The 13,911-nt window shown below is 49.3% G+C and carries 13 protein-coding genes and 1 pseudogene; 4 read left to right on the plus strand and 10 right to left on the minus strand.

Annotated elements, in window-relative coordinates:
• Positions 1-67: 67 nt before the first annotated feature.
• Positions 68-733 carry a 6-phosphogluconate phosphatase gene (yieH, locus tag J5067_RS18210; RefSeq protein WP_264651709.1) on the plus strand — a complete coding sequence of 222 codons (666 nt, stop codon included), beginning with the start codon at positions 68-70 and terminating at the stop codon, positions 731-733.
• An 81-nt stretch (positions 734-814) separates the two neighbouring features.
• Here yieH and J5067_RS18215 read toward each other — a convergent pair.
• The 4 genes and pseudogenes from J5067_RS18215 to J5067_RS18230 all read right to left on the minus strand — a co-directional run.
• Positions 815-1,486 (minus strand): annotated as a pseudogene (locus tag J5067_RS18215) (amino acid ABC transporter permease); the annotation flags it as partial.
• Between the two features lies 1 nt (position 1,487).
• The gene (locus J5067_RS18220) at positions 1,488-2,240 is read right to left on the minus strand and encodes an amino acid ABC transporter permease (protein WP_264651710.1); all 753 of its coding nucleotides are present in this window, start codon (positions 2,238-2,240) and stop codon (positions 1,488-1,490) included.
• Positions 2,241-2,356: 116 nt separating this feature from the next.
• Positions 2,357-3,205 (minus strand): ABC transporter substrate-binding protein, encoded by an 849-nt coding sequence (locus tag J5067_RS18225; protein WP_264645319.1) that lies wholly within the window; start codon positions 3,203-3,205, stop codon positions 2,357-2,359.
• 184 nt (positions 3,206-3,389) lie between these two features.
• Positions 3,390-3,587: a hypothetical protein gene (locus J5067_RS18230; RefSeq protein ID WP_264651711.1), complete on the minus strand. Its 198-nt coding sequence runs from the start codon at positions 3,585-3,587 to the stop codon at positions 3,390-3,392.
• Positions 3,588-3,866: 279 nt separating this feature from the next.
• Between J5067_RS18230 and J5067_RS18235 the strand changes: the two genes are divergently transcribed.
• Positions 3,867-5,069: an aspartyl protease family protein gene (locus J5067_RS18235; RefSeq protein ID WP_264651712.1), complete on the plus strand. Its 1,203-nt coding sequence runs from the start codon at positions 3,867-3,869 to the stop codon at positions 5,067-5,069.
• Positions 5,070-5,119: 50 nt separating this feature from the next.
• Here J5067_RS18235 and phoU read toward each other — a convergent pair whose 3' ends face one another.
• The 6 genes from phoU to J5067_RS18265 all read right to left on the minus strand — a co-directional run bounded on the left by phoU (position 5,120) and on the right by J5067_RS18265 (position 10,853).
• Positions 5,120-5,854 carry a phosphate signaling complex protein PhoU gene (gene phoU / locus J5067_RS18240; protein ID WP_195313242.1) on the minus strand — a complete coding sequence of 245 codons (735 nt, stop codon included), beginning with the start codon at positions 5,852-5,854 and terminating at the stop codon, positions 5,120-5,122.
• A 14-nt stretch (positions 5,855-5,868) separates the two neighbouring features.
• Positions 5,869-6,645 carry a phosphate ABC transporter ATP-binding protein PstB gene (gene pstB, locus J5067_RS18245; protein WP_264645278.1) on the minus strand — a complete coding sequence of 259 codons (777 nt, stop codon included), beginning with the start codon at positions 6,643-6,645 and terminating at the stop codon, positions 5,869-5,871.
• Between the two features lie 51 nt (positions 6,646-6,696).
• Positions 6,697-7,584, minus strand: coding sequence for a phosphate ABC transporter permease PstA (gene pstA / locus J5067_RS18250; RefSeq protein WP_264651713.1), 888 nt, complete (start codon positions 7,582-7,584; stop codon positions 6,697-6,699).
• A complete protein-coding gene (gene pstC, locus J5067_RS18255; protein ID WP_264645280.1) occupies positions 7,584-8,543 on the minus strand; it encodes a phosphate ABC transporter permease PstC in 960 nt (319 codons plus the stop codon). The genes pstA and pstC overlap by 1 nt, the downstream gene beginning before the upstream one ends.
• 142 nt (positions 8,544-8,685) lie before the next feature.
• Positions 8,686-9,729, minus strand: a complete 1,044-nt coding sequence (gene pstS, locus J5067_RS18260) for a phosphate ABC transporter substrate-binding protein PstS (protein WP_264645281.1) — start codon at positions 9,727-9,729, stop codon at positions 8,686-8,688.
• A gap of 194 nt (positions 9,730-9,923) precedes the next feature.
• Positions 9,924-10,853: a LysR family transcriptional regulator gene (locus J5067_RS18265; protein WP_264651714.1), complete on the minus strand. Its 930-nt coding sequence runs from the start codon at positions 10,851-10,853 to the stop codon at positions 9,924-9,926.
• Between the two features lie 66 nt (positions 10,854-10,919).
• On the opposite strand from J5067_RS18265, the gene J5067_RS18270 reads away from it, so the two are divergent.
• Together J5067_RS18270 and J5067_RS18275 are read left to right on the plus strand one after the other, a co-directional pair.
• Positions 10,920-11,531 (plus strand): LysE family translocator, encoded by a 612-nt coding sequence (locus J5067_RS18270; RefSeq protein ID WP_264651715.1) that lies wholly within the window; start codon positions 10,920-10,922, stop codon positions 11,529-11,531.
• A gap of 482 nt (positions 11,532-12,013) precedes the next feature.
• The gene (locus J5067_RS18275; RefSeq protein WP_264651716.1) at positions 12,014-13,855 is read left to right on the plus strand and encodes a S8 family serine peptidase; all 1,842 of its coding nucleotides are present in this window, start codon (positions 12,014-12,016) and stop codon (positions 13,853-13,855) included.
• Positions 13,856-13,911 lie beyond the last annotated feature (56 nt).

Genomic DNA, 13,911 nt, shown 5'->3' on the forward strand with positions numbered 1-13,911 from the left:
GGCCAAAATACTGGCGCAGTGGGGTAAAGTAGTGGGCGAACCACACGCGTTACCAATAAGGAACCCCATGTCTTCGATTGACTGTGTTTTTTTCGATTGTGATGGCACGCTGGTCGACAGCGAAGTGATTTGTTGCCAGGCCTATGTGAACATTTTTATTCCGTATGGCTTACAGTTGTCGCTGGAAGAGGTCATCAAGACCTATAAAGGCGTCAAACTCTACGACATTATCGACAGAGTGAGTACACAACATGGCCTGACAGTGGTGCCTGAAACGCTGGAAAAACACTTCCGTGCAGAGATCGCCCGGCTGTTTGAAGAATCGCTGCAACCTATTGACGGTATTCCAGAACTGCTTGCCGCGATTACGGTGCCAATGGGCGTGGTGTCGAACGGCCCGGTCAGCAAAATGCACCACTCGCTCGGGTTAACCGGTCTGCGAGAGCACTTCGCCGATCGTCTGTATAGCGGTTACGATTTGAAAAAATGGAAGCCCGATCCCGCCGTTATTTATCACGCCGCTCAGCAGATGCAGGTCAATCTGGCAAACTGTCTGCTCGTGGAAGATTCGTTTTCAGGCGTGGAAGCGGGTATCGCCGCAGGCATTCCGGTGTACTACTACTGCGCCGACCCGCACAATCCGCCCATCGATCACCCGCTGGTGACCACCTTCCACAACATGCGTGACTTACCGCAGCTGTGGCGCGAAAAAGGCTGGAACATCACCGCCTGACGGCGTTAGGCCGCGCTAGGCTGGGCGCGGCCGCCAGCGCCACCAAAACCGACGTTTTGGCGCGTCAACCCGTGCATGCACCGCATAGCGCTGGCTGACGCGATGTGCCAACAGCTCCAACGCCAGACAGATAATAAAGTAAACCAGCGCCACAAACAGGAACACTTCGGTGGGGTAGACCATACTGCGGTTGTTAACCTGGGTGGCCAGAAACGTCAATTCCCCCACGCCCACGATATACGCCAGCGAGGTATCCTTGATTAAGGAAATCCACTGGTTGATAAACGATGGCACCATCATGCGTAGCGCCTGGGGCAACACGATAAACCAGAGTACGCGCCAGCGGCTAAAACCCAACGACAGCCCAGCCTGCCACTGCCCCTGACTGATGGCAACAATCCCCGCCTTGACGCCATGCGCCAGATAGGCCGCGCCAATAAACGCCAGAGCGCACACCACGGTGGTGATTTCAGGAATATCGACACCAAACACAATAGGCAGCAGGAAGTAAGTCCAAAAAATCAGCATGATCACCGGGATGGCGCGGAAAAAACCCAGCACCAGCGCCAACAGCGCGCCCAGCCAGCCACGCGACATCGCCAGCGCCACCCCCAGCACCGTCCCCAAAACCGCAGAAACGATACCGGCCAATGCGCTGATGACGAGCGTCAATGCGGCCCCTCCGAGTGGGCCATCAGGAAAAGTGCCCCACAGCAGATAGCTGAGGTTATCGCTGATAATCGTAAAATCCATGTTAGTGCCCTCGCGCCAATTGACGTTGCTGCCGCCACATACCCCAGCCTTCGATCAGCGCAATGATCGCGATATACAACACCGTCGCCACGCCGAACGCCTGAAAGGTCCGCAAGGTTTCCGTCTCCACCTGACGAGAGGCATAAGAGAGTTCGGCTACGCCGATCGCCATGGTCAGAGAGGAATTCTTGATAATATTCATGTATTGCCCCAGCAGCGGTGGCAGGGCAATTTTCAGCGCCTGAGGCAGCACCACATAACGCATGGCTTGCCAGGGCGTCAGCCCCAATGCCAGCGAGGCGTATTTTTGTCCACGCGCGACGCCGCCTATTCCTGCACGGATCTCTTCGGCAATAAACGCGCTGGAATAGAGCGTCAGGCCAATCAATCCGGCGAGAAACTCGAAAGAGGGCCAACTCACAACGATTCCCGCAATCGCCACATCATGGGGTGAATTCAGCCATTGCAACAGTGCACCCGGCAGCAACTGCGCCGCGCCGAAATACCAGAAGAACAACTGCACCAGCAACGGCGTATTGCGAAACAGGGCGCTGTAAGCGATTGCCGGCCAGCGCAAGAGGTTACGTTGGCTGTCTCTTGCGGCAGCAAGCACCATACCCAGCAGCGTTGATAGCACCACCACACACAGAGAAAGCCACAGTGTCAGCAAAAAACCGTGCCACAGCCATGACAGATAACGAGATGCCAGCAGCCAGTTTTCCAAAAAAGAAGCAACGTTTTCAGTCAATGTCATACCCTGTTCGCGGTAGTAAAAACGCACTGTTGCAGAAACGACAATGCCCTCTGTTCAACAGAGGGCAGAATGAGGTGTCACCTGATCACGTTAGCACGTGTGGGCGGATAAGAGCATCAGGCTTTCGGTTGTTTATCCAACGGCGCAAAGGTGAAATCACCACGCGGTTGAGCAGATTTTGTGGTCGGCCCAAACCAACGATCGTAGGTCTGTTTCGCTTCACCGGTTTTTTCCAGTTGCAGCAGCGTTTCATCCACCTTCTGTGTCAGGCGATCTTCGCCTTTAGGAACGCCCACCCCTTGGTATTCCTTGGTGATGCTAAACGGAGAGATTTCAAACTCCGCTTTTTGTGCATCTGGCACGTTAGCCAGTAAGCCAACCAGCTTGGCATCATCCTGAGTGATGGCCTGGACGTTACCATTACGCAAGGCAGCGAAAGCAAGCGGTGTGTCGTCATAAGAGATGACTTTTGCCGTTGGGTAATGTTCACGCAGCGTGATCTCTTGCACAGTGCCTTTATCAGCACCAATCCGCAGCGCTTTAATGTCTTCCGGCGTTTTCAGTACGCCTTTACGCGCGATAAATTTCTGCCCAGTGGCGAAGTAGGGAATACTGAAATTCACCTGCTTGGCGCGCTCATCGGTAATGGTGAAATTGGCGGCGATCAAATCGACTTTCTGCGAGGTCAGTAACGGAATACGGTTAGCCGGGTTGGTGGCGCGCAGTTCGACTTTCACACCCAGCGCTTTGCCGATGGCTTCCGCGATATCCACATCATAGCCCACCAGCTTTTTGGTTTGCGGATCGACAAAACCAAACGGCGGGTTGCTGTCAAACACCGCAATTTTTACTACGCCCGCTTTCTGGATATCATCCAGCTTGTCCGCCTGAGCGACACCGGAAACAGAAATCAAACCCGCCAGTAACGTTAATGCAACAACTTGTTTTTTCACCATTTCCCTTATCACCCTTATACGTTTTGTTAGTCAGCAAGCTAACAGTCCGCGCGGCAATCAGGAAATAATAAAAATGGATAATATTATAATCTTATGTCACATAGCCGAGTTTCAGACTCAGGGAAGGCGTTTTAGGAAAGATAAAACTTGGGTGGCGGAGGGAGAAGCCGGACGATTCGTCCGGCCAGCGGGTTTAGAACCTGTATTGCACACCGACGGTGGTAATAAAATAGTCGTTCTTGATACCGCTGAGGTTCTCGCCTCTGTCGATAGCGTCGTCACCGTAGTCATTAACGTTTGCACTGTCTTTCTCTTCATGAAAATTTCCCGGCCCGGTGCCTGCTATTGCAGAGGATAAGAAAAGGACAAAAACCAAATACTTCAATTGCATTACACGATTCTCTTTCTTTTGAACAAGCGATTCAAGGCGATCGACGTAGAGTAAATATTACTTTTTTTAAGAGGAGTGCTTGCTTAAAAATTTCTGATAAGCGGTAATGATTTCAACATTAAAAAGCATTCCCTTGCCATATCGCACGCCTCCCAACCAAGGCTGCGCATTATACTTAAAAATATGTCCAATTCTCGCAAACCAAAACATTGTTTATATTTCGTTTAAATTAACAACAATAGAATTTCCAGAAAACACAGCAACTATAAAGGAATGAAAATGCCTCTAAGTCACGAAAAAACAACCAAAATAGCATCAATATTACTTTGTATATCAAGCGTGACAGGATGCGATTATTTGGAAAAAGACCAGCTTGAAACACAAAATACTAAAAAAACCGGGACCGTTCTTGAAACGAATATAGAAGATGACATTGTCATCCCAGTCATGATAAACAACAAGAAATTAAATTTTCTCGTTGATACTGGCTCCAGCGTAACCGTTATTGATGAAAAAATAGCGAATTCGATAACACGCCCCTTACTTTCATCAGAAATCCCACAGAATTATCGCCAGGAATTTTCAAACGTCACGACGGTTTCTGGACGGTTGGAGGGCCATCAATTTACCCTGTTGAAACCGACCACCTTTACTGTAGGCACACAAGAGATCAATGACAGCGACATATGGGTTTCACTCGATTTGTCGCTGGTGACGCAATCGATGGGAACAAAGATAGACGGTATCATCGGTATTGATACGTTTAGGCGGTTTAATTGGAAAGTCGATAATGACAAAAAAAAGGTTATTATTTCCGACACGCTCCCCTCCGCATCGGATTATCAGGCGTGCACAGGTTATGATGACAGTTACAACCGGATGCCACAACTCTGGTTTAAATATAAAAATAATGATGTGGCCTTTCGCATGGATACCGGTGCCGATCATAGCTTCGTTTCCAATGAATTCATCAATTATGTCAAAGAGAACAAGCTATCACTTGAATTATTGTCTAGCAATGAACCGATGGCCGAAGCGGGTGGCTTAGTAAAAAGCACCCAATATATCTTACAGGACTTTATCTTTAATGGGTTGCCATTAAATAAGATGGAGTTTTCCGATAATCAGGAAGGGAAATTTCATGTCGGGATGGATTTCTTGTCTCGGTTTAAACGCTATACGTTTATCCCTTCACGCATGATGTTTTGCTATGACGCTGACTCTATTGAAAAAAACAGCATTCCCCATGAACGCTCCATTGCGATACGTTACATGGATGGAAACATCGAAGTGTTTTACAACAATAACGAAGAAATACAAAAATATGGATTAAAGAATGGCGATAGGATATTAACCATCAACAACACCCGATACTCACCAGAAAAGATAAAAACGGTGAGAAAATTGTTAACTCAGGAGCCAAAAGGGACATTGGCACTGACCATTCAGCGAGAAAATCAGGTGATGGATATTATGCTCTAAACAACGTGTTTAACACTACGCCCCTAACGGGGCGTAGTAGCCAGCAAAAATCACTGAGGCGCAGGTCCGTTTTTCTCTTTTTCCAACAGTTTTTCCAGCGCGTCACCGCCAATATGACGGAAATCCTGCCCTTTAACGAAGTAGAAAATAAACTCGCAGATATTCTGGCAACGGTCGCCGATGCGTTCGATGGAACGGGCGCAAAACAGCGCGGTCAATACGCTCGGAATGGTGCGTGAGTCTTCCATCATGTGCGTCATCAGCTGGCGTACAATGCCTTCATACTCTTTATCGACCTTTTTATCTTCACGGTAGATACGGATAGCTTCATCCAGATCCATGCGCGCAAAGGCGTCCAGTACATCATGCAGCATTTCTACCGTGTGGCGACCCAACGATTCCAGGCTAACCAGCAAAGGCTGATGCTGGTGTGAATATTTCTCCAACGCAGTGCGACAGATTTTATCCGCGACGTCACCAATGCGCTCCAGCTCAGAAATGGTCTTGATGATTGCCATCACCAGACGCAAATCACTCGCCGTTGGCTGACGCTTGGCGATGATACGCACGCAGGCTTCATCGATGGTCACCTCCATCAAGTTCACCTTGGCATCACCTTCAATCACGCGCTGGGCCAATTCCGCGTCACGGTTGTGCATTGCCGTAATGGCATCCGTCAGTTGCTGCTCGACCAAACCGCCCATGGTCATCACCTGGGTGCGAATGTGCTCAAGCTCAGCGTTGAACTGCCCGGAAATGTGTTTGTTCAGATTCAGATTGTCCATGATGCTTCCTGTAATCAACCATAGCGACCGGTAATGTAGTCTTCGGTCTGTTTCTGTTTGGGCGCGGTAAACAGGGTATCTGTATCGCTAAATTCGATCAGTTCGCCCAGGTACATAAATGCCGTATGATCCGAACAGCGTGCCGCCTGTTGCATGTTGTGGGTGACGATCACCACGGTATAATCTTTCTTCAGTTCAGAAATCAGCTCTTCAATGCGGCCCGTAGAGATAGGGTCCAGCGCCGAACAGGGTTCATCAAGCAGCAACACATCGGGGCGGATAGCGATACCGCGCGCAATGCACAAGCGCTGTTGCTGACCACCCGAGAGACTGTAACCGCTCTGGTGCAGCTTATCTTTGGTTTCCTGCCACAGTGCGGCTTTGGTCAATGCCCACTGCACGCGCTCATCCATATCGGCACGGGAAAGCTTTTCGAACAAGCGTACACCAAAGGCAATATTGTCATAAATAGACATCGGGAACGGGGTTGGCTTCTGGAACACCATGCCCACTTTGGCGCGCAGCAGCGCCACATCCTGCCTGTCGGTGAGAATATTGTTGCCATCCAGCAAAATATCCCCTTCCGCACGCTGCTCCGGATACAACTGATACATTTTGTTCAGCGTACGCAACAGTGTGGATTTGCCGCAGCCAGACGGGCCGATAAACGCGGTCACCTGATTGGTGGCAATATCCAGCGTAATATCTTTCAGCGCATGGAATTTTCCGTAATAGAAATTCAGATTGCGCACCTGGATTTTATAGTTGGATGTCTCGGTAGCCATACTCATTAAGACTTCTCTCTTTTAACTGGCGCATCGTCCGACACGCCGTTGAATCCATTAATGTTTCTTCTTCGCGAACAGGATACGCGCCACAATGTTCAGCAACAGCACGCACAGCGTAATCAGCAGTACCCCCGCCCAGGCCAGCTGTTGCCACTCCACAAACGGACTCATCGCGAATTTGAAGATGGTGACCGGCAAGTTGGCGATCGGGTGCATCATGTCGGTGTTCCAGAACTGGTTGGACAGCGACGTAAACAGCAGCGGTGCGGTCTCCCCGGCGATGCGGGCAATGGCCAGCAGCACGCCGGTGATAATGCCGGAAACAGAGGCTTTCAGCGTGATGGCCGAAATCATTTTCCACTTCGGCGTTCCCAGCGCATAGGCCGCTTCACGCAGGCTGTCGGGAACCAGTTTCAGCATGTTCTCCGTGGTACGAATCACGATTGGCACCTGCAACAGCGCCAACGCAATCACCCCCGCCCACCCCGAGAAGTGCTGCATTTTTGTCACGACAATCGAGTAGACAAACAGGCCAACCACAATGGAAGGTGCTGACAATAAGATATCGTTAATAAAACGAATCACTTCAGAGATAAAAGATTTACGGCCATATTCCGCCAGGTAGATGCCCGCCATAATGCCGAGCGGTGTACCCAATACGGTGGCCCAGAAAATCAGCAATCCGCTGCCGACAATGGCGTTGGCAAGCCCACCGCCCGCCGTATTGGGCGGTGGCGTCATTTCGGTAAACAGCGCCAGCGACATGCCGTCGATCCCTCTCACCACGGTGGAGAACAGGATCCATACCAGCCAGAACAGGCCAAACGCCATGGTGGTCATAGAAAGGCATAGCGCAATGCGGTTCTTCTGGCGACGCCAGGCCTGCATCTTCTGTCGGGTACGCGCCAGCGTGGCTTCTTGTTCCATTCCTAACGCCGCCATTAGCGTGCCCCCTCATTTTTTGCCAAACGCATAATCATCAACTTAGACAGCGCCAGCACGATAAAGGTAATCACAAACAGGATCAGGCCGAGCTGCATCAATGCCGCCGTGTGCAGGCCAGATTCCGCTTCGGCAAATTCGTTCGCTAACGCGGAGGTAATACTGTTGCCGGGCATAAAGAGAGAGATACTGTCCAACTGGTAGGTATTACCGATAATAAAGGTCACGGCCATGGTTTCGCCCAGAGCACGTCCTAACCCGAGCATGACGCCGCCAATCACCCCATTTTTAGTGAAGGGCAGTACGATGCGCCAAATCACTTCCCACGTCGTGCAACCAATACCGTAAGCAGACTCTTTCATCATTACTGGTGTTTGCTCAAACACGTCACGCATTACGGCGGCAATGTAAGGGATGATCATAATGGCCAGAATCACACCCGCGGCCAGAATACCGATACCAAACGCCGGGCCAGAGAACAACGTTCCCAAAAAAGGAATGCCGGACAGGATATTCCCTACCGGTTGCTGGAAGTATTTGGCAAACAACGGTGCGAAGATAAACAGACCCCACATGCCGTAAACGATACTCGGAATGGCGGCCAATAATTCGATGGCAACGCCCAGCGGACGTTTTAACCAGTTCGGTGCCAGTTCGGTCAGGAACAGGGCGATACCGAAGCTGATAGGGATAGCAATAATCAGGGCAATCAGCGAGGTCACGACGGTGCCGTAAATCGGTACCAACGCACCGAACTGCCCGGCAGGCGCGTCCCACTCTTTGGTCCACAAGAATGCCAGACCAAACTTCTCAATGCTCGGCCAGGATGCCACGATCAGGGATACGATGATGCCGCCCAGCAGCAGCAGCGTCAGCAGCGCGGAGGCTCTTACCATCGCGCTAAAGATGACGTCGCCCAGCTTTCCGGGGGCTTTCATGGTTGGCTTATACTCAGCCATAGGGCTCTCTTCTTCAGTGTTATACCCAATCAATTCGGGTATGTTTCATTTGACAGGCAAAGGCGGAGGGGCTTCCCGCCCATCCGCCATAACTTATGTCAGTGCCTTGTTAACCGCACAAGGGCTTGCATAGCGTCAATGCTTATTTGAACAGCGCGTTACCGCTGCTGTCTTTTACGCTGGTTTTCCACGATGCGCGGATCTGCTCAACCACTTCGTTTGGCAGGGTTGCGTAATCCAGCGCGACGGCTTGCTCACCGCCTTTCTTGAACGCCCAGTCAAAGAACTTCAGCACTTCAGCGCCTTGCTCTGGTTTTTCTTGTTTCTGGTGAACCAGAATAAAGGTGGTGGAGGTGATCGGCCATGCGTCAGCACCGTGCTGGTTGGTCAGGTCCTGAGCGAAAGACTTGCTCCAGTCGATGCCCTTGGCAGCGTTACTGAACGTTTGCCCGGTAGGCTGAACCACTTTACCGTCGGCAGAAATCAGCTTGGTGTAAGCCAGGTTATTTTGCTTGGCGTAAGCGTATTCAACGTAACCGATAGAACCCGGCAGACGCTGAACGAACGCGGCAATACCGTCGTTACCTTTACCGCCCAGACCGGTCGGCCAGTTAACCGTAGAACCGGAACCCACTTTTTCTTTCCATTCCGGGTTTACTTTCGCCAGGTAGCCGGTGAACACGAAAGACGTACCAGAACCGTCAGCACGACGAACAACGGCAATATCCTGATCCGGCAGCTTGGCATTCGGGTTCAGTTTAGTAATAGCCGGGTCATTCCATTTCTTGATTTTACCCAGGTAGATATCGCCCAGGGTCTTGCCATCCAGCGTCAGATCGCCAGATTTAATGCCCGGGACGTTAACGGCCAGAACGATCCCACCGATCACGGTAGGGAACTGGAACAGGCCATCTTCAGCCAGCTTATCATCAGCCAGCGGCGCATCAGATGCACCAAAATCAACGGTTTTTGCTTGAATCTGCTTAACGCCGCCAGAAGAACCAATACCTTGGTAGTTAACTTTATTACCCGTTTCTTTCTGGTAAGAGTCTGCCCATTTGGCGTAGACCGGCGCTGGGAACGTAGCACCTGCACCGGTAAGGTTTACGGCAGCTGAGGCGTTGACCGCCGTCAGAGAGAAGGTTGCCATAACGAGACCGGCAATCGTGGTACGCATCAGTTTCATAATCCCTCCTGTGGGATTTTTTAAAGGTGTCGACCCAGATTCTTTATTGATCAGAGTGTAGTTCGCAGGAGGAAAAATAGGACAATTACATGACAGTAAAATGTATTGAATATGACAGTTTTATGACATATAAAAAATGTTCAAGGTGAATTGCACTGCACGCGGCATGTTATCTGAATCGGCGCGGCGCCAAGTCAGGCCATTGCACGCAACCAGGCCAACAAATCTGCCTGAAAAGTATCAGGGAATAAAGGGGAGGGCGACAACAAACAGTAACAGGAACCCTCTTCGACAAATCCCAGCGGTGCCGCCAGAACGCCACTGGCAATATCATCTCTGACCAATTGCCAGGGCCCAATGGCAACCCCTAATCCGGCAACGGCAGCCTGTAAACTGAAATAAAAGTGTTCAAACGTTTGCCCATTACTGTCATTAAGTGGGTGTTGGGTTACCGCACTCCACGTTTGCCAGGCGCTTAAGCGCGTGCGGCTGTGTAACCGTGGCGCGGTGGTTCGCAATGACAACCCGTTTTCACCGGGAGAAAACCAGTCAACCACGTTATCAGGCCGGCAAACCGGCCCAACTTTCTCACTGAACAGGTGTTCTGCATGGTAGCCGTCAGGTAACGGGAAATCATCGCGCCGAATCGCCAAATCAATGCCAGCATTAAATGAAAATGCGCCTCCGCCAGCAACCAAATGAATATCCCGATCCGGATGTTTTGCCTGAAACGCGGGCCAACGGGGGATAAGCCAACGCATCAGCAATGTGGGTTCACATGACACCACCCAGCGCCTTTGCTGGCGCGCGCTGGCACGCAATTCACTGGTGGCACGCTGCATGACCGTCAGCCCTTCATGAACCGCCTGCGCTAGCGTGCGGCCTGCTTGCGTCAGAAAAACCCGGCGACTGCGTCTTTCAAACAGCGCAACCCCTAAATCATCCTCCAGCATACGCACCGCACGACTGATCGCACCGTGCGTAAGGTGTAACGCCTCGGCTGCGCGCGTGAAGTTCTCAAACCGTGCTGCGGCTTCAAAACAGCGCAACGCTATCAGTGAAGGGAGGCGGGTTTGATTTACCTCTAATCGTGAGTCTAACTCACCATTGCTGTCAGAAATCATCGTTAGTTATCCCTATGGGGTTTGCATAGCATATTGATATCTAATTTGATGTTCAAAAGGTTATCTATGATCGAGTATCTCGCAGTATTCACAATAACACTGTTTGCCGTTATCAGCCCAGGGCCTGATTTTGCCATGGTGACACGCAATAGTCTGATGCTGTCGCGCCGGGCGGGAATCTTAACGGCTGTCGGGATCGGTGGCGGTATTCTGGTGCATATGAGCTATACCCTGATAGGCATCGGGTTGATCATTCAGCAATCACTGTGGTTGTTCAATATTATCAAACTGATTGGCGCGGCATACCTTATCTGGCTCGGGGTGAAAATGTTGCGCACCAAACCCACCCGCACCCAGTCCGATACCGGCATCGCCTCCGTTTCCGATGGGGTAGCGCTACGCACCGGCTTTCTCACCAATGTACTAAACCCGAAAACAACGATATTCATCGTCAGCCTGTTTATGCAGGTGGTCAGCCCGCAGACACCGTTGGCGGTACAAATCGGTTACGGCATTTTTATCTCGGTAGCGCACATCTCATGGTTTTGTCTGGTCGCCCTGTTCTTCTCTTCGGGCGCAATACGCCAACGACTGCTCGACGTGCGTCATTGGATTGACAGAACCTTTGGGGGTGTGTTGGTGGGGTTGGGGGTGTTGTTGGCTTTGGCGCGCAGGTAAGATAGCGAGAGTTATCTGCTCAATTCAGACAACGGTCTGGTCTTTTTTATTGAAGTCCAGGCCAAAAAACAATAGAACGGCGTTAAATATCACTAAATTAAAGAAACAACAGTGAAATATCAATAAATCACAAATAAATAGCATGGTGTTAAATATCTTTATAGCTGTACGTTAAATCTTAAAAAAACTTCGTAGCACACAAATCATTAGCCATAAAAACAGAGAGCAATTTAAAAATACCACTATAAAATCAAAGCAGTCATTAATTTGTTTTATCTATAAGAACAACATCAAAAAACCAATAACAAACTAATAGTTATCAAAGTATGATTAAATTAATTTGAATTAACATGAAACCGCATTAGATTTATAATGTGGACCTCCCCAAACCAACCGGTAAAACAACCATCACCCATAGATATTTGTTTTCTTGGTTCATTATTTTAAATAAAAACCCCTGTATAAACCTAAGAGAGTCAAACATGACAATTACACTTAACCACTATCGTGACTACAGACCAAGCGGAAAGATATACGCTTTCTGCGAAGGTCATGTAGAAAATAAAAAAATAGTATATTCACTGTATCAAGAAGGAATTTTAATTCAGGAAAAAAAAGGACGCGGTGATGAACTACTTAGCTTTGATATCCCAGAACCTGCTACATTCACGCTATCGGCCAAAGTGTATTCAGCAGATAGATCTGTTCAGGAGTTACATTCTGGTGATATTGTTGTCCCCCCCGTTCCACTATTGCCGCCGCCACCGCCGCAGCACTTTAAAAGTTTGAAGGGCTACCTGGCACTGGTTCAAGGGGTAGATAATTACCTGGAAGTCAAATTTTATGAAAATGGGCTTGATAAACTAAAAAATGAAAAAGAAGATCGCGTTCCACTTTATTATAGTTTAAGAAGCCAACTGGTTTTTGAACCGAGATTTACACAAAAAACAATAAATAAAATATCAAAAATATCGCCAGTATTAGCACAGTGTGCTTACCTCTATAAAGTTGATCCCAACATTCCCGAAGCACAATTACTGGCATTAGCTCAGGAAATTGAGAGACTCGACTATGTGGAGTATTGTGCATTGTTAAGTAAACTCGTATATCCGCCTCCATTGGATAATTATGAAGAACCGGATTGTGCATCATCTTCCCAACCGTTAAATACAGAAACGATTGATGATATAACACATACTCAACATGAGGGTGACCAACCGCAACCTTTTTCTACTACGCCAAACTTTACCTCTCGGCAGGGTTATTTGGACCCTGGACAAGGAATGAACATACGTGCTGCATGGGCGCGCAATGTTTCTGGAATAGGTACCAGGGTACACATATCCGATTTTGGTGTAGAAAACCAACATGAAGACCTGATTGGTGGTGTCAGAGTGATAACGAGTCGTCCTAATAATCAATCACGTGAACACGGTACTGCAACAACAGGAGCGGTTAGAGCTAATAACAATACTTTCGGTGTCACTGGAATTGCATTTAATAGTTTTACCTATTTTTATGATATTAGCATACATGATTTAGATCGTATTATCGGGAATTTTCTTCCTGGCGATATTATTGCTATAAATATTGAGCTTGTATTTTCGACTGGGCAACGAGTTCCCATGGTGCATGATGTTGCATGGTGGAGCCGGATTAACTCTCTGGTACGCTCTGGTGGAGTAGTGGTATTTGCCGGGGGTAACGGTGGACACAATCTTCGTCAATTGAGTATATTCAATGACTTGGGTGACAGTGGTGGCATCATGGCTGGAGCATGCAGCTCTCAAAATGGACAGAGAATGTCTTTCTCTAACTTCAATTTGTATCTCAGTGCTAACTCCTGGGGTGAGAACGTAACGACAACGGGTTATGGTTTCTTATTTAATGAAGCGCCATTCCCCTTACGCACCTATACTGGCTCATATGCTGGCACCTCGAGCGCAACACCGCTGTTGGCTGGAGCCATGGCGCTTATCCAGTCCTACACTAGAGCGACTTATCGTGTGGTATTAAATTCTCGAGACATGCTGCAAGTTATCGAACGCAGTGGTTCACGACAGGCACAAGGGCAGGGTATTGGTGTTAGACCCAATGTGAATGAAGCGCTCAGAGAAGTTGATATTTTGTTAGGGGGAACAACACCACCTCCGCCACCACCTCCGCCGCCGCCGGGGTATCCTGCATGGCAATTGGGTGCGCAGTATGAAGTGGGGCAACGGGTGTCCTATCAAGGACTTAATTATCAATGCATACAACGGCATCGAGCAGACTCACCGGCCTGGACACCACCGCGGGCTCCCACGCTTTGGAGAAGGATATAGGAGCACATTTCTGATTAGCTAAAATAAATACCGGGCACTTGCTGCCCGGTATTTGT

This window comes from Candidatus Symbiopectobacterium sp. NZEC151 (genome assembly GCF_025962655.1).
GTDB lineage: Bacteria > Pseudomonadota > Gammaproteobacteria > Enterobacterales > Enterobacteriaceae > Symbiopectobacterium.